The following is a 16,500-nucleotide window of genomic DNA, read 5'->3' as shown; positions in this document are numbered from 1 at the left end:
TTTCTTTGACGCCCGATTCTCTGGCCCACGGCATCGACCATGCAAGTCTTAATTGAAGAAAAAACTGCAGATCTTAGGCTTGCTCTTTGCCGCGAGGCTTCGCTAAAGTCAGGACATCAGAGGGGTGGGCCCACGGCCCGGAGTTAGCATCACATTGAGTCTTCAATTGACGTGGGCAGTCTTGTCCGCGGGTGCTGAGTTCTGGTCTTTAAGGCCCTGTTCCTATTAAGTTTGTCTCTCATGGCTATTGCTTACCATTCATTAACCGGAATGCTGTTTTAGGCGCATCTTCGTTAATTGAATGGTTGTCGCAAGACCCGTTCCGGGCAATCAGCCTTGAGTAAGAATTGTATGAGTCGTAACGCGTAGCCGGAAAGGAGCATCCGGGCACCGATCCACGACAGCTGTTTGAAGTGTGGACTGTTTGAGTTTGTGTTTGGCCCTCTGAGTTAAGGGCCAGTGTGAAGTGAGTACCCGCGAGGCGACTGGATCATAAGGTCCGGCGGACCTAATGCAGGAAATAACGACAAGCGCCGCAAAAATGGCGCGTAAGAATGTGAAGGCAGGCGAGACGATGGCAATGATGACTGGTAAGTCGACGGCAACGATGGGTGATGATGCGCATGCGAACCGTATCCATGGATCTTCTGCTACTGGAAAAGAAAACAGCCTCATGGTGAGCGCTGGTAATGTCGTCGGTGATGACGTTTTCGAACGTCTGACAGCAAAGCTGAAAGCCCGCGTCGGCAGCGAGATCTATTCAAGCTGGTTTGGCCGTCTGAAGCTCGACGATCTGTCCAAAAGCGTGGTTCGCCTGTCGGTTCCGACAGCTTTCCTTCGCTCATGGATTAACAATCATTATTCTGAACTGCTGACCGAACTATGGCAGGAAGAACACCCGCAGATTCTCAAAGTTGAAGTGGTTGTGCGCGGAGTGAGCCGTGTCGTTCGCACTGCAGCACCTGCTGAAACCAACGAAGCCATTGACGCCAAGTCACCTTCCGCCATGCGTGAAAAGGTCGTTTTCCCAGTTGGTCAGCCAAGCGCTGAAAAGCGTGGCTCCGCTGTCGTGGCAGAATCGGCTTCCGGTTCGGTTCTCGGCTCCCCGCTCGATCCGCGTTACACGTTTGATTCTTTCATCGATGGTGCATCCAACCGCGTGGCTCTTGCTGCTGCCCGCACCATTGCAGAAGCAGGCTCAAGTGCCGTGCGCTTCAACCCGCTTTTCATCCATGCATCTGTCGGTCTTGGTAAGACTCACCTTTTGCAGGCGATTGCGGCGGCTGCCCTGCAGCGTCAGGAAAAGGCCCGCGTCGTTTACCTGACTGCCGAATATTTCATGTGGCGTTTTGCGACTGCGATTCGCGACAACAATGCGCTTTCTTTCAAGGAACAGCTGCGTGACATCGACCTGCTCGTCATCGACGACATGCAGTTTCTGCAGGGCAAGTCGATCCAGCATGAGTTCTGTCATCTTCTCAACACGCTGCTCGATAGCGCCAAGCAAGTTGTTGTTGCAGCAGACCGCCCGCCATCGGAGCTGGAATCACTTGATGTCCGCGTTCGCTCGCGCCTTCAGGGTGGCGTTGCTCTTGAAGTTGCAGCACCTGATTACGAAATGCGTGTTGAAATGCTGCGTCGTCGCCTCACGACCGCACAGCTTGAAGATTCAAGCCTCAACATTGACGATGAAATTCTCGCGCATGTTGCTCGCACCGTCACCGGGTCGGGTCGCGAGCTGGAAGGCGCTTTCAACCAGCTTCTGTTCCGCCAGTCATTCGAGCCAAACCTGTCCATCGACCGTGTCGATGAACTCCTCGGCCATCTGACCCGCGTTGGCGAACCTAAGCGTATTCGCATTGAAGAAATTCAGCGTATCGTGGCACGTCATTACAATGTGTCGAAGCAGGATCTGCTTTCGAATCGCCGCACACGCACCATTGTGAAGCCGCGTCAGGTTGCCATGTATCTGGCCAAGATGCTGACTCCGCGTTCGCTGCCGGAAATCGGTCGTCGTTTTGGTGGGCGCGATCACACCACTGTGCTTCATGCTGTGCGTAAGATCGAAGATCTGGTCGGTGCCGATGGCAAGCTGGCGCAGGAACTCGAGCTGCTGAAGCGCCTCATCAACGATCAGGCTGCTTGATCTGTAGAAATTCGTTAAAAAGCCTGCGCCGTGTCGTTTTGCGATGCGGCGTGGGCTTGCTTTTCGGCTCAAAAATCTGCCACTTTAGCAAACCTTCTGGCGCTAAGGCGCCTTATTGATGGGGGCATCTGCCCGTTACGCGGTTGCCCTGTCCTAGAGAGCGAGTGCGTTTCAATATGCGTGTTACCCTAGAGCGATCAAACCTTCTCAAGTCACTCAACCACGTCCACCGTGTCGTGGAGCGTCGCAACACGATTCCGATTCTGTCCAATGTGCTTTTGCAAGCCGAAGGCGCAAGCCTCGCGCTCAAGGCAACGGACCTTGATCTTGAAGTGAACGAAGCAACCGCTGCCATGGTCGAACAGGCCGGAGCAACAACGGTTCCAGCGCATCTTCTCTACGATATCGTGCGCAAGCTGCCTGATGGCGCAGAAGTCATGCTGTCGACCAACCCCGATGGCGGCTCGATGTCCGTCATTTCGGGCAAGTCATCGTTCCGCTTGCAGTGCCTGCCACAGTCTGATTTCCCGGAACTGACAGCCGGTTCGTTCTCGCATTCCTTCCGCATCGATGCGCAGGCTTTAAAGCGCCTCATCGACCGCACACAGTTTGCGATCTCGACGGAAGAAACCCGCTATTATCTCAACGGTATCTATTTCCATGCCATTGAAAGCGACGGTGCACTGAAGCTGCGCGCAGTTGCAACCGATGGTCATCGTCTTGCTCGCGCTGAGCTGGAAGCACCGTCGGGCACGGAAGGAATGCCAGGCATCATCATTCCGCGCAAAACTGTTGCTGAACTGCAGAAGCTCGTTGATGTGCCGGACACTGTTGTGTCGGTTGAACTGTCAGATGCGAAGATTCGCTTTACAGTTGGTTCCGTCGTTCTAACTTCCAAGTTGATCGACGGCACATTCCCGGATTATCAGCGCGTGATTCCTTCGGGCAATGACAAGAGGCTCACGATCAGCCGTCAGGATTTTGCGGCTTCTGTTGATCGCGTTTCCACCATTTCGAGCGAACGTGGCCGTGCGGTTAAGCTTTCTATTGCCGATGGCCAGCTGACACTGACGGTCAACAATCCCGATTCGGGTAGTGCTACTGACGAACTGGCTGCCGATTACGATGCTGATCCGATCGATATCGGCTTCAACTCAAAGTACCTGCTCGACATCACAAGCCAGCTTTCCGGTTCCGAAGCAGTCTTCATGCTGGCCGATGCCGGTTCGCCGACACTCGTGCGCGATACGGGTGACGAAGATGTGCTTTATGTCCTGATGCCGATGCGTGTTTAGGACCTTAAAGAAAACAGATCGTGAGCATCTCTGAACCAAATCTAAGCCGTCCGGATCGAGTCTCGGTCCGGCGGCTTAAACTTTCTGATTTCCGTAATTATTCGGAACTCACGTTGCCGCTTGGCTCCGGCCATGTTGTGCTGACTGGCGAAAACGGTTCAGGCAAAACCAATCTCATTGAGGCTTTGTCCTTCCTGTCTCCGGGCAGGGGATTGCGGCGCGCATCCTATGATGATGTCGCGCGAACGAATGGGCCCGAAATTAAGCATGATGGCTTTGCCATCCACGCATCACTCGATTGTATGATTTATGGCGATGTCGAAATCGGCACAGGTACTGCAGGTGGCGGCGAAGGTGGCCGCAAGGTCCGTATCAATGGTATTGCCGCATCAGGCGATGAACTCCTTGATTATGCGCGCGTTCTCTGGGTTGTTCCGTCGATGGACGGGCTGTTTACCGGCGGCGCATCGGATCGGCGACGGTTTCTCGATCGCATGGTGTTGGCAATCGATACCAGTCACGGCAAGCGCGTGCTTGATTATGAAAAGGCGATGCGTTCTCGCAATCGTCTGTTGAGCGACGGAAACAGCGATAATCAGTGGCTGGAAGCGATTGAAAGCCAAATGGCCGAACTTGGCATCGCGATCGCTGCTGCGCGCGCTGAAGCAATGCGTATGATTGCTGCGATGATTGAGCGGCTTCCCAGTGACGGTCCATTTCCCAAAGCGGATTGCTTTCTCGAAGGATCGCTTGAACAACGGATTAGTTTGGAAGCAGCCCTTGATCTTGAAGAGGATTTTCGGCGCACATTGCGCGACGGGCGTGCTCGGGATCGCGCTGCCGGACGCACTTTGGATGGCCCGCATCGTACTGATCTCATTGTTCAGCATCGGCCCAAATCCATGCCTGCAGCACTTTGCTCTACCGGCGAGCAGAAGGCGTTGCTGATCGGCCTCATTCTGGCGCATGCAAGGTTGACGGGCGAGCTTTCGGGCATGGCGCCGATTCTGCTGCTTGATGAAATTGCGGCTCACCTCGATATCGGGCGCCGTGCCGCTCTGTTCGGAATTCTGGATGATCTTGGTGGGCAGGCCTTCATGACTGGCACCGACCGGTCGCTGTTCGAAGCGCTAGAAGGCGACGCGCAGTTTTTCAACGTGGCGGCGGGCGAACTGACAAGAATCTAAAAATAATCGCTGACAGGTCATTTGAGCGGGCCTATGTTCAAGCATCATGAATGCACCATCAAAGCCCTTTTCATCCGAAGAACTGGAGCGCTATGCGCGCCATATTGTGCTGCCGGAAATCGGTGGCCCAGGTCAGCAAATGCTGAAAGCTGCTCGCGTCCTTGTTGTGGGCGCAGGCGGACTTGGCGCGCCTGTGCTGCAATATCTGGCCGCTGCCGGTATAGGCACGCTCGGCCTCGTCGATGACGATACGGTTTCATTGTCGAACCTGCAAAGGCAGGTGATCCACGATACGGAAAGCGTCGGTCAAACGAAGGTCGAGAGTGCGAAGGTCTCTATTGCTCGCATTAATCCGCATGTGAAGGTCAAAGGCTATTCGTTGCGGCTCAATGCCGAGAACGCACAAGCTCTCATCAGCGATTACGACGTTGTTGTCGATGGCTCTGACAATTTTGCTACCCGTTATGCGCTGGCTGACGCTGCAGCCTTGGCTGGGCGCCCTCTGGTGACGGGCGCTATGGATCGCTTTGATGGAACAGTCACGGTGCTTATGCCTTATGCCAGTGGTGCTGACGGCAATCCCAATCCATCTTATCGCGATCTGTTTCCAGACATGCCGCCACCGGGCTCAGTGCCGACTTGTGCAGAAGCTGGCGTTTTAGGCGTTTTACCGGGGGTGATTGGCAGTTTGCAGGCCATGGAAGTGATCAAGCTGGTGACCGGTATTGGTGAGCCTCTTGTTGGTCGGCTTCTGCTCTACAATGCATTGAATGTGCGGTTCGAAATCATTCGCTATAAGGCACGTAAACCCAAATGACGGCTCTCCGCATTTGCCTCATCGGTTCGGATTTTGATCGCTGGAAAGATCTTCTCCGGCTCATTCAGGAGAGTTTTGCCTATATGGATGGTATTATTGATCCACCATCTTCCGCACGCCATCTGACGGCAGATAATCTGCAGGAGAAGGCGAAAGACGAAACGGGATTTGCAGCTTTCATTGGTGAAGAACTGGCAGGCTGTGTGTTCATCAAGGAAAAAGATGATCACTTCTATCTTGGCAAGCTCGCAGTCGCCCGTGGCTTTGAAGGTCAGGGGACTGGGCGCAACCTCGTGGAAAAGGTTGAGCAGCATGCAGTAACGTGTGGCAAACCCGTGATGGAGCTGCAGACCCGCATTGAGCTTACGCGCAACCATGCGGTCTTTGAGAAATTAGGCTATCGCAAGGTAGCGGAGACGGCTCATACTGGCTTTACGCGCACGACATCGATCACCATGCGCAAGGAGATCACACGTGGCACTGACATTAACGCATGAAGAGCAGTCGATAGCGTCCGGTGCTGAGGGCGAAGGTGCCGCGATGGCTATGCGTATTGTGGCTGATACAGCACGACTGATGGGCGCACCGCGTCTTATCCCAATTGCTTCAGCTCATATTGATGGTGCGCTCTATCATGGGGACAGCGGTACGCTGTTTGCCGAAAGGCTGGTTGATGGTGGTGCGAAAACCAAAGTGCGCGCAACGCTGAATGTTGGTTCCATCGATCTCACCGGTTGCTCGCACAATCTCCTGCCGCAGCATGAGGCGGAAATGGCCAAGCGCATGATGCGCGCCTATATCAAGCTTGGTTGCGAGCCGACTTGGACTTGTGCGCCTTATCAGGCGGGTCATCGCCCGGAAAAAGGAACCGATGTTGCCTGGGGCGAATCGAATGCCGTTGTTTTTTGTAATTCCGTGCTGGGCGCACGGACCAACCGTTATGGCGATTTCCTCGATATAGCTTGTGCTATCGCTGGTCGTGCGCCGGATTACGGGCTGCATCGAACTGAGAATCGTCGCGCGACGGTCGTTCTCGATATTTCGGCAATCAATCCTGCGTTTCTTGGTTCTGAGGTCGCATGGCCGATTCTAGGCAACCTGTTTGGGCGCAGTATGGGCACAAATATTGGCGTGGTGGCTGGAGCCCGTGTGCACCCGGATGAAGATGCACTGAAAGCTTTTGGTGCTGCCGCAGCCTCGGTGGGTTCAGTCGGGCTTTTCCATGTTGCCGGTGTAACGCCGGAAGCACCCGATCTTGAAACCGCCCTTCAGCATCAGAGGCCTGAACGCATCATCCATGTGACGCAGGAAATGATTGAGGCCACGCGCAAACGTTTGTCGACGGTCGACCATGTGGATGCGATTGATGCGGTTGCTATTGGCAGTCCGCATTTGTCGATTGCTGAGTTCGACCGTCTTGAAAATGCCATTGCTGCCCGCAAGCTGGCCGTGCCGCTTTATGCCTGCACCGGACGACATGCTCTTGTGGAACTGGAAAAGAATGGGCGCAGACAACTGCTTGAAAAAGCAGGCGTTGTGATTGTCGCTGATACTTGCGTTGTTGTCACACCTATTTTGCCAACTAAGGATAATGCCGTTCTGATGACCAATTCGGGTAAATTTGCCCATTATGCGCCGGGAAATACGGGCTATGGCGTGCTGTATGGGTCGCTTGAGGAATGCGTTGAGAGTGCTGTCGCTGGCCGCCCGATTTTTGCGAGGCAGGCAGCGTGAGTGAAATCACTTTCACATCGTCCGTCCTCGTCGCCGGAAAGGCTGCTCAAGCTCAGGCTTTGGTCCTCTCAGCCCCTATCAGTTTCTGGGGCGGTGTTGATCCCAAAACCGGCCGTATCGCCGATGTTCGTCATCCTGAACATGGTCAGAGCATTTCGGGTTATGTCTTATGCCTGCCGGGCACCATCGGGTCGTCTTCTGCGGCAGCCGTGTTGCTGGAACTGGTTCATGCTGGCCTGGCCCCGGCGGCGATTGTTCTGCACGAACCAGATGCCATTCTGCTTCTTGGTCTCATCGTTGCGCGCGAGATGGGACATGACGTGCCGATTGCCGTCGAGTATGATCGGGAGGCCCAAAAGAAACTCGCCGGCCATCACGTGATGGTCGGCGAGGACGGAAAGATTTCAATTAGGACTTAACTTAATATTGCGTGGTGCGATCCACCACATTTTCCAAAGTTCCGTCACGCTCGAAAGCTTCAATCTGACGGATGATCTGGGGAACAATGGCAGATGCTGACGAGCTTGCAGCCGAATGCGGGGTGATCGTCACTTTCGGATGTGTCCAGAGCGGGCTATCAACTGGCAGCGGTTCCTGATTGAAAACGTCAAGCGTTACAGCCGAAAGCAGACCGCGATCCAGTGCTGCCAGAATATCCGCTTCGTTCTGCAAGCCGCCACGACCTGCGTTGATCAGCACAGGCGCGCCCAGTGGGCCGTCGCTTTTCAATTGCGCAAACATGGTCATCGACAGAATGCCTTTGGTGTCAGGTGTCAAAGGCAGAAGACAGACGAAAATATCGGCCGTTTTGAGAAAGCGTACGAAGCCTTCCTTGCCGTTGAAGCTCTGAACGCCCTCGATTTCCTGGGGGCGACGGCTCCAGCCGGTGACATTGAAGCCGAGCGTCTTGAGCTTGGCTGCTGCATCGCGACCGAGAACCCCCAGCCCCATGATACCGACAGTCACTTCATGGGCCGCTGGCTGGCGCGGGTCTTCATGCCAGACCCGGTTCTTCTGCTGTTTGCGGTAATTTGCGCCAAGACGATGGTGATCAAGCACCTGCCAGACCACATATTCGGTCATGCGCATGGTGAGATCATCTGAGATAACACGCACGAGCGGCACGTCTGGAATGTGCGGATCGTGAAAGACATGATCAACGCCAGCACCGAGCGAGAAAATCACTTTGAGATTTGGAAGATTGGCCAGCGAGCCGGGCTTCTGCTTCCAGACGAGCGCATACTCGACGCTTGGATCGGTTTCGCCACGTTCAGTCACGACATTGCGCTCAGGCGCGTGTGTCTTAAAGCTGTCGACCCAAATAGCCGGATCCCAGTTGGTCAAAGACAGAAAGATTTTTTTGTCCGCTGTCGTCATTGTCTTATTTCTCCCTCGGTAGCCTCCATGTGGAAGGCCGCCGCCATCAACGCCTTGGTATAGTCGGTTTTTGGATTGGCAAAGACTTCCTTTGACGTTCCATATTCGACTGCCTTGCCATTGCGCATCACCAGCACATCATTGGCCAGCGCCCGCACCACTTTCAAGTCGTGGCTTATGAAAAGATAAGCCAGGTCATGCTTTTTCTGCAATGCGCGTAAAAGATCGACCACCTGAGCCTGAACACTCATGTCGAGCGCTGAGGTCGGCTCGTCCAGCATGACGAATTTCGGGTTGAGAACCATCGCCCGCGCAATCGCGACACGCTGGCGCTGACCGCCCGAGAACTCGTGCGGATAGCGGAAGCGGCTGTCGGGATCGAGGTTCACTTCCTTGAGTGCCGCCACCACACGTTCATCACGTGCGTCGGCCGACAGCTTCGGCTCATGCACCAGAAGCCCTTCGGCGATGATATCGGCAATGGTCATGCGTGGGCTCAGCGAGCCGAATGGGTCCTGAAACACAATCTGCATTTCGCGACGCAACGGGCGCATGTCCTTAAAGCTGTATTTCGCAATATCGCGTCCCTCAAAGCGGATTTCACCCTGCGACGAAATCATGCGTGAAAGAGCGAGACCAAGTGTTGTCTTGCCGGACCCTGATTCTCCGACAACGCCGAGCGTCTGACCGGCACGCAATTCGATATTGATGCCGTCCACTGCCTTCACATGATCAACGGTCTTGCGCAGGAACCCTTTCTTTATCGGGAACCAGACGCGGACGTCCTTGCCTTCCATCACCTTCTTTGCGCTGAGATCAGCCAGCGGAGGCTCGCCCTTTGGTTCTGCCGCGAGAAGATGTTTTGTATATTCATGCTGCGGATTGTCGAAGATTTCCCTGGTCGGACCGGTTTCGACGATCTTACCTTTGCTCATCACACAAACCCGATCGGCGATTTTGCGCACGATACCAAGATCATGGGTGATGAAGAGCATCGACATGCCCTGAGCGCTTTTAAGCTCTGCGAGAAGTTGTAATATCTGCGCCTGCACCGTCACATCGAGCGCGGTTGTAGGTTCATCGGCTATCAGCAGCTTTGGCTTATTGGCAAGTGCCATGGCGATCATCACGCGTTGACGCTGACCGCCTGAAAGTTGGTGGGGGAAGGCGCTCAGGCGCTTTTCCGGTTCACGAATGCCAACCTCGTGCAAAAGCTCCAGCGTTCGTGCACGTGCGGCCTGATCACCCATACCCTGATGCATTTTGAGGATTTCGCTGATCTGCCGTTCCACTGAATGCAGCGGATTGAGCGAGGTCATCGGCTCCTGAAAAATCATGGTGACATCATTGCCGCGCACGCGGCGCAATTCAGGCTCTGATGCCGTCATCAAATCCTTGCCGTTGAAAAGAATTTCACCGGATGGATGACTTGCTGCCGGATAAGGCAGGAGCTTGAGAATAGACAGCGCAGAAACTGACTTGCCGGAACCGGATTCACCGACAAGTGCCACGGTTTCACCCTCTGCAATATCGAAGGAAACGTGGTCGACGGAAATTCGCTCCTCGCCGTTCTGACGGAAGGCCACCGAAAGATCACGGACGGAAAGAAGCATCTTTTTATTCATTGATCCGGTCGTTGGCCCACTCATTGAAATGCCTTTCGTGGATCGAATGCATCGCGTGTTGCTTCGCCAATAAAGATCAAAAGCGACAGCATCAATGAGATCACCACAAAGCCGGTAATACCAAGCCACGGCGCCTGAAGGTTGTTCTTGCCCTGCGCGAGCAACTCTCCAAGCGAAGCAGAGCCCGGAGGCAATCCGAACCCAAGGAAGTCAAGCGAAGTGAGTGTGGTGATGGAGCCATTGAGAATGAACGGTAAGAAGGTCAGTGTTGCAACCATGGCATTGGGCAAAAGGTGTCGCCACATGATTGTGCCGTTCTTCACACCAAGGGCGCGCGCCGCATTCACATATTCGAAGTTTCTGGCGCGCAGGAATTCCGCACGCACCACGCCAACGAAAGCGACCCATGAAAACAGCAACATGATGCCGAGCAACACCCAGAACCCCGGCGGTAAGATCGCAGCTATAATTAGCAGCAAATAAAGCACCGGAATCGATGACCAGATTTCAATGACGCGCTGGAAGATGAGATCAACCCAGCCGCCGAAATAACCCTGCACTGCACCTGCCGTCACACCAATGATTGCCGAGAAGAACGTCAGGATCAGGCCGAACATCACAGAAATGCGGAAGCCGTAAAGCGCACGCGCAAAGACATCACGTGCCTGATCATCAGTGCCGAGCCAGTTGAAATTGCCGACAATGCAATTGGGATCATTCACCCCTTGCGGATAACGCTGGCAGCGCTGCTCCTCGGTATAAAGCCAGAAAGGCTTTGAGGGAGCTGCTTCCGGAATATCGTTATTGACGGTGTTGTAGGAATAGCGGACCGGCGGCCAGATGGCCCAGCCATTCTGGTTGATTTCGTCCTGAATGACGGGATCACGATAATCGGTCACGGCATAAAAGCCGCCAAATTTCTCTTCCGGATAGTCGACAAAAACCGGCGCCAGCAATTCGCCCTTATAGGAAACGAGAATGGGGCGGTCATTGGCGATAAACTCGGAGCAGAGCGCTGCAACAAGCAGAAACAGGAAAATCCACAGTGACCAGTAACCGCGTTTATTGGCTTTGAAATTCTGCCAACGGCGGCGGTTGAGCGGCGAAAGGAATGGGCGCTTCACAGGTTTTGTGGCCGGGGTGAGAATGGTATCTGTCATCACACATCCCTCCGGTCAAAGTCGATGCGCGGATCGATCCATGTGTACATGAGATCGGATAGGAGTCCGACGAGAAGCCCGATCAGCGAGAAAATGAACAGATTGGCAAACACGACCGGATAATCGCGATTGATAATCGATTGATAACCAAGCAGGCCCAATCCATCGAGCGAGAAGATGGTTTCAATCAGCAGCGAGCCAGTAAAGAAGGCCGAGATGAAAGCGCCCGGAAAACCGGCAATCACGATCAGCATTGCATTGCGGAAAACATGGCCGTAAAGCACCTGATTTTCGGTCAGGCCCTTGGCACGTGCAGTCGTGACATATTGCTTGCGGATTTCTTCCAGAAATGAATTCTTGGTCAGAAGCGTGGTGGTGGCGAAGGCCGAGAGCACCAAAGCAGTCACAGGCAGCACCATATGCCAAAGGTAATCGCCGATTTTGCCCCAGAATGACATTTGCGCGAAATCAGGTGAGGTCAGGCCGCGTAGCGGGAACCAGTCAAAGAACGAGCCGCCCGCAAAAAGCACGATCAGCAGGATCGCAAAGAGGAAGCTCGGAATTGCATAGCCGACGATGATGATCGCACTGGTCCAGGTATCGAAACGCGTTCCTTCCTTGATCGCTTTACGAATGCCAAGCGGGATCGAAATCAGATAGGACAGGAATGTGAGCCACAGACCGAGCGAAATCGACACTGGCATCTTTTCCTTGATGAGGTCGATCACGCTGATATCGCGGAAATAGCTATGCCCGAAATCGAAGCGCATATAGTTCCAGAGCATCAGACCGAAGCGTTCAAGCGGTGGTTTGTCGAAACCGAATTGCTTTTCAAGATCAGCGATGAATTGCGGGTCGAGGCCCTGCGCACCGCGATATTTGGAGTTGACGGAGCCGCTATCCATGCCACTCTGGCCGAAGTCGCCGCCACCGCCGGAAAGGCGGTCTAACGCATCGCCACCCTGACCGGAAAGCTGAGCAATGACGCGTTCAACTGGCCCACCGGGGGCAAACTGAACGACGGCAAAAGATATGGCCATAATGCCCAAGATGGTCGGGATCATCAGGAGAAGGCGGCGTAAAATATAAGCGCCCATCAGCCTTCAATGCTCCGGATGTTCATTTTGTTCTTATGGCTTGCCAACAGTTTTTGCCTTCTTGTTTATTATGAGCATGATCCCGAAAACCGGTTTCCACTTTTCGGGCTCATGCTTTAATCCACCAAAGCGTCTCGACTGGAAAGCCGTAATCAGGCTTTGGCTCCTTGAAACCAAAACGATCCCAATAAGCTACCAGGTGATTCGCCACCGTCCAATTTGGAATCCACTCAAGCCTGATACGCAAGTACCGATCAAGCACCCTGATTGTTGCGACCAGTTCGTCACGCGTGGATGCTTTGCCCACATCCTCGATCAATGCGTCGATAATGGGGTCAGATGTGCCGGGAAGATTATAACTTCCGGGTGTTTTGGCTGATTCTGATCCGAACATGCCAGCCAGTGATTCTTTGGTGGGCGTTGCGCCAAACTGCATCGCAATGCCGACGAGATCGAAGTCGAAATCCTGCATGCGGGCCTGGTATTGGCTCGGATCCACCAATCGTACACTGGCATCGATGCCAATGGCGCGCATTTTCTGGACAAGAGGATTGTAGACCCGATTGAGAGATTCGGAATTGCTTAGAATTTCGAGCGTGAATTTTTCACCGTTTTTGCCGTGAAACTGGCCTTTGTTTCGCTCAAAGCCTGCAGCTTCCATCAACTCGATAGCGCGGGAAAACTGCTTGCGGTCGCGGCCTGTACCATCTGAAACAGGCATGACAGGGACTTCGCCAAAGGCCGCTTCGGGAATTTTGCCCCGAAATCGTTCAAGTACCTTCAGTTCATCAGCAGTCGGCATGCCCACGGCCTGAAAGTCGGAACCGTTGAAGTTAGATTGCGACCGTTGGTAGGTATCATAGAACAGGTTTGCATTGGTCCACTCGAAATCGAAGCACAGATTGATCGCTTCACGCACACGTGGGTCGCTGAAACGCTCGCGGCGCTGGTTGATCGCCCACGCCTGCATGAGTGGGCGCTTTTCCCTTGGAAATGTGCGCTTGATGATCTTATTCTGCTGAATGGCAGGGAAATCGTAAGCTGTGGCCCAGTTCTTTGCTACGTTTTCAGATCGAAAATCGATATTGCCTTTCTTGAAGGCTTCGAATTCTGGCTGTCTATCACGGTAGAACTCAATGCGGATGCGGCCAAAGTTGCTGGAGCCGCGCTGCACTGGTAAATCCTTGGCCCAATAATCATCAACCCGGTCATATTCAATCGCTTGCCCGGCAGAGACTTTCCCGACGCGATAAGCACCTGATCCAAGGATCGGTTCCAGGCCTGTCGCATCGAAATTTCGCTCCTTGAACCAGTCTTTGGAGAGAATTGGCAGTGTAACTGCGTCGAGAATGGCATTGGGGCCACTTTCAGCCGAAAAATGCATCTGCACTTCGCGTTCACTGATTTCTTTTACAGCTTCGAGCGCTGCAAGAATCTGCCTTAATTGCGGATGTCCCTTTTCCTTAAGCGTCTCGTAAGTGAACACAACATCCTTCGCTTCAATTGGCGAACCATCGTGAAAACGAGCTTCTTTGCGCAGCTTGAAGAGGCAGGTCTGATGGTCTTTGGATAGTGTTACATTTTCAGCGATCAGGCCATAAACAGCGTCGGGCTCATCAAGTGCTGACACCATCAATGTGTCGAAGGTCAGCTCCATGCGCGGCGGCGCATCCCCCTTGAACGTCAGCGTGTTTAGCGTATTGAAAGTCTCCGTGTTCTGGTTCCACACCCATGTGGATGGCGCCAGCGTAAAGGTACCACCCTTTGGCGCATCGGGGTTCACATAGTCGAAATGGGCGAAATCGGGCGGATACTTCAGTTCGCCGAAGGCAGATAGACCATGCAAGGGCTTGTCTGTGGGGAGCTTTGCAACAGCAATTTCCGGAAAGCAGGCTGCGAGAGCGGCACTGCCTGAAAGTCCAAGGAAATGGCGGCGATTGAGATGAAAGCCCGACATTGGAAAGGCGTCCTTAAAGCATTTTCAGCAAAAGTGCGAAGCGGTTTTGCGTAGGATAATGCGTAAAAACAAATAGATAGAACGGTTTCAACCATTCAATCTTAATTGAGGCCACTCTAGTCGGAATTGTTTTTAAGCTTGGCTTCTTTCGTCGGGTCGATCCACCACGAGAATGGGTCAATCCCAAGATAGTCGGGTTGCTGTTCCGGCATGCCGAATTTGTTCCAATAGGCGACGTTGATGTGGTCTGAATACCATTGTGGAATGACGTAATAGTTCCACAGCAATGTGCGGTCGAGCGCGTGGCTCGCCGCCACCAGCTCATCACGATCCTTGGCATAGATGATGCGGTCGATCAGCTTGTCGATGGCCGGGTTCTTGATACCCGCATAATTGCGGCTGCCTTTGAAGTCGGCGGCTTTCGAGCCCCACATATCGCGCTGCTCGTTGCCAGGAGAGGCAGTCTGTGCCGTGATCGAAGTGATTACGTCATAATCGAAATCATTGACGCGGGCCTGGTATTGAGCTGTATCGACAATACGCACAGTCGCATTGATACCGATCTTGCGTAGGCTTGCGGCAAACGGGTTATAGATGCGCTCGTCGGTTGGATCTTTACCAAGAAATTCGATCGTGAACTGCTGACCATTGGCATCAACGAGCTTGTTACCTTGCAGTTTCCAGCCTGCCTCACCAAAAAGCTGAAGCGCTTTGCGCAGATTATCGCGCGTTGCCTGTGGAGTATCGTAGACTGGCAGCTTGAATTCTTCAGTCAGCGCTTCGGGCGGAAGCGAATCCTTCACAGTTTCAAGAATTGCTTTTTCTTCTGGCGTCGGTGCACCGCTCAGCTGTAGTTCGTTGCCCGCGAAATAGCTGTTGATGCGCGTGTACTGATTGAAGAACAGCAGGCGGTTCATGGTTTCAAAGTCGAACGCATAGGTCAGTGCCTGACGCACTTGCGGGTCTTTGAATTTCTCCTTGCGTGTATTCAGGAAATAGCCCTGCATTCGGCCAACAGCATTGAACGGAAAGGATTTCTTGACGACATCGCCACGCTGCACGGCTGGGAAGTTATACTGCTCCGCCCAGCGCTGAGCGCGATTCTCATTACGATAATCGTACTGGCCACCTTTTTTGAAGGCCTCCCACGTCGCATCTTCATTGAAGTAATATTCGTAGCGCACTTCATCAAAGTTGTTGCGCCCAACATTGACGCCAAGGTCCTTGCCCCAGTAATCGGCAACACGTCCCCACACGATGGAGCGGCCCGGCACCATGCTCTTGATCTTGTAGGCGGCCGATCCGAGTGGAATTTCCAGCGTCGGACGGCTGATGTCACGCTGCTTGCCTTGCGCATCCTTGCCTTCCCACCAATGCTTGGGTAGGATTGCGAGCTGCCCCACGATCTGTGGCAGTTCGCGGTTGCCTGACTGCGAGAAGGTGAACTTTACCTCATGGTCGCCGGTCTTTTCGGCTTTCTCCACATCGCCATAATATTTGTTATAGAGCGGCGACTGCTTCTTGAGAATATCAAACGACCAGATCACGTCATCGACGGTAATCGGTTCTCCATCATGCCATTTGGCATTGGGATTGAGCTTGAATTTCACCCATGAAAAATCATCAGGATACTGCAAAGCTTCAGCGATCAACGGATATTGCGTTGAGCCCTGATCAAGCGCATCGGTCATCAATGTATCGTAGAGCATCCCGCCGCCGAAATCGGCGAGGCCTGCGGCGGCAACACCCTGAACCACGAATGGATTGAGGCTGTCGAACGTACCGACTGCAACCTGATTGAGGACGCCCCCTTTGGGTGCATCAGGGTTCACATAATCATAATGCTTGAAATCAGCCGGATATTTGGGCTCGCCGATAAGGCTTGATGCATATCGCCATTCTGGCGCGGCATCCGTTGCGTAACTAAACGATACCGTGCTCGCCAGCATGGTGACCGCGAACGCTCCCGCCCAAAAACCTCTCATCCAGCATCTCCGTTTCTGCTTCGGATATTGTCGAATTGATTTTTATGGGTTTTTGCGGAGGAAGAAAGGCACAAGTTGAAAAAACATGCCGGCAATAAAAAAGCCGGGTCGAAACCCGGC

At 53.6% G+C, this 16,500-nt stretch carries 13 protein-coding genes; 7 read left to right on the top strand and 6 right to left on the bottom strand.

What is annotated here, in order from left to right:
- The first annotated feature begins 580 nt into the window (after nt 1-580).
- The 7 genes from dnaA to QBD00_RS05015 all read left to right on the top strand — a co-directional run bounded on the left by dnaA (nt 581) and on the right by QBD00_RS05015 (nt 7,598).
- Nucleotides 581-2,146, top strand: a complete 1,566-nt coding sequence (dnaA, locus tag QBD00_RS05045; protein WP_095445782.1) for a chromosomal replication initiator protein DnaA — start codon at nt 581-583, stop codon at nt 2,144-2,146.
- A gap of 176 nt (nt 2,147-2,322) precedes the next feature.
- The gene (gene dnaN, locus QBD00_RS05040; protein ID WP_318578810.1) at nt 2,323-3,441 is read left to right on the top strand and encodes a DNA polymerase III subunit beta; all 1,119 of its coding nucleotides are present in this window, start codon (nt 2,323-2,325) and stop codon (nt 3,439-3,441) included.
- Nucleotides 3,442-3,461: 20 nt separating this feature from the next.
- Nucleotides 3,462-4,628 carry a DNA replication/repair protein RecF gene (gene recF, locus QBD00_RS05035; RefSeq protein ID WP_264230478.1) on the top strand — a complete coding sequence of 389 codons (1,167 nt, stop codon included), beginning with the start codon at nt 3,462-3,464 and terminating at the stop codon, nt 4,626-4,628.
- A gap of 46 nt (nt 4,629-4,674) precedes the next feature.
- Nucleotides 4,675-5,445: a molybdopterin-synthase adenylyltransferase MoeB gene (locus QBD00_RS05030; protein WP_318578809.1), complete on the top strand. Its 771-nt coding sequence runs from the start codon at nt 4,675-4,677 to the stop codon at nt 5,443-5,445.
- A complete protein-coding gene (locus QBD00_RS05025; RefSeq protein WP_095445786.1) occupies nt 5,442-5,942 on the top strand; it encodes a GNAT family N-acetyltransferase in 501 nt (166 codons plus the stop codon). The genes QBD00_RS05030 and QBD00_RS05025 overlap by 4 nt, the downstream gene beginning before the upstream one ends.
- Nucleotides 5,920-7,179, top strand: a complete 1,260-nt coding sequence (locus tag QBD00_RS05020) for an aconitase X catalytic domain-containing protein (RefSeq protein ID WP_318578808.1) — start codon at nt 5,920-5,922, stop codon at nt 7,177-7,179. Before QBD00_RS05025 ends, QBD00_RS05020 begins: the two co-directional genes overlap by 23 nt.
- Before the next feature lie 5 nt (nt 7,180-7,184).
- On the top strand, nt 7,185-7,598 hold the full coding sequence (locus QBD00_RS05015; RefSeq protein ID WP_095447816.1) for an aconitase X swivel domain-containing protein: 414 nt from the start codon (nt 7,185-7,187) through the stop codon (nt 7,596-7,598).
- Between the two features lies 1 nt (nt 7,599).
- Here the strand turns inward: QBD00_RS05015 and QBD00_RS05010 are convergent, their stop codons facing one another.
- The 6 genes from QBD00_RS05010 to QBD00_RS04985 form a co-directional block, all read right to left on the bottom strand.
- Complete coding sequence (locus tag QBD00_RS05010; protein ID WP_318578807.1) at nt 7,600-8,556, bottom strand: glyoxylate/hydroxypyruvate reductase A; 957 nt, start codon at nt 8,554-8,556, stop codon at nt 7,600-7,602.
- Complete coding sequence (locus QBD00_RS05005; RefSeq protein ID WP_412534984.1) at nt 8,553-10,205, bottom strand: ABC transporter ATP-binding protein; 1,653 nt, start codon at nt 10,203-10,205, stop codon at nt 8,553-8,555. Before QBD00_RS05005 ends, QBD00_RS05010 begins: the two co-directional genes overlap by 4 nt.
- Complete coding sequence (locus tag QBD00_RS05000) at nt 10,202-11,341, bottom strand: ABC transporter permease (protein ID WP_095445789.1); 1,140 nt, start codon at nt 11,339-11,341, stop codon at nt 10,202-10,204. Before QBD00_RS05000 ends, QBD00_RS05005 begins: the two co-directional genes overlap by 4 nt.
- Entirely contained in the window at nt 11,341-12,438 is a 1,098-nt protein-coding gene (locus QBD00_RS04995) for a microcin C ABC transporter permease YejB (protein WP_024898308.1), read from the bottom strand. Before QBD00_RS04995 ends, QBD00_RS05000 begins: the two co-directional genes overlap by 1 nt.
- 109 nt (nt 12,439-12,547) lie before the next feature.
- Nucleotides 12,548-14,395: an extracellular solute-binding protein gene (locus tag QBD00_RS04990; RefSeq protein WP_318578805.1), complete on the bottom strand. Its 1,848-nt coding sequence runs from the start codon at nt 14,393-14,395 to the stop codon at nt 12,548-12,550.
- Nucleotides 14,396-14,511: 116 nt separating this feature from the next.
- A complete protein-coding gene (locus tag QBD00_RS04985; RefSeq protein ID WP_318578804.1) occupies nt 14,512-16,380 on the bottom strand; it encodes an extracellular solute-binding protein in 1,869 nt (622 codons plus the stop codon).
- Between the last annotated feature and the right edge of the window lie 120 nt (nt 16,381-16,500).

This window comes from Ochrobactrum sp. AN78, from assembly GCF_029909885.1.
Taxonomy (GTDB): domain Bacteria; phylum Pseudomonadota; class Alphaproteobacteria; order Rhizobiales; family Rhizobiaceae; genus Brucella; species Brucella quorumnocens.
The sequence above is the reverse complement of the archived record's forward strand: the minus strand, read 5'-3'. Positions and strand labels throughout refer to the sequence as shown.

Bases quoted from the DNA above. Each gene is read 5' to 3' on its own strand.
- QBD00_RS05025 (WP_095445786.1), top strand. From the start codon at position 5,442: ATGACGGCTCTCCGCATTTGCCTCATCGGTTCGGATTTTGATCGCTGG.
- QBD00_RS04985 (WP_318578804.1), bottom strand. From the start codon at position 16,380: ATGAGAGGTTTTTGGGCGGGAGCGTTCGCGGTCACCATGCTGGCGAGC.
- QBD00_RS05005 (WP_412534984.1), bottom strand. From the start codon at position 10,205: ATGAGTGGGCCAACGACCGGATCAATGAATAAAAAGATGCTTCTTTCC.
- QBD00_RS05000 (WP_095445789.1), bottom strand. From the start codon at position 11,341: ATGACAGATACCATTCTCACCCCGGCCACAAAACCTGTGAAGCGCCCA.
- QBD00_RS05010 (WP_318578807.1), bottom strand. From the start codon at position 8,556: ATGACGACAGCGGACAAAAAAATCTTTCTGTCTTTGACCAACTGGGAT.
- dnaN (WP_318578810.1), top strand. From the start codon at position 2,323: ATGCGTGTTACCCTAGAGCGATCAAACCTTCTCAAGTCACTCAACCAC.
- QBD00_RS04990 (WP_318578805.1), bottom strand. From the start codon at position 14,395: ATGTCGGGCTTTCATCTCAATCGCCGCCATTTCCTTGGACTTTCAGGC.
- QBD00_RS05030 (WP_318578809.1), top strand. From the start codon at position 4,675: ATGAATGCACCATCAAAGCCCTTTTCATCCGAAGAACTGGAGCGCTAT.
- QBD00_RS04995 (WP_024898308.1), bottom strand. From the start codon at position 12,438: ATGGGCGCTTATATTTTACGCCGCCTTCTCCTGATGATCCCGACCATC.
- dnaA (WP_095445782.1), top strand. From the start codon at position 581: ATGATGACTGGTAAGTCGACGGCAACGATGGGTGATGATGCGCATGCG.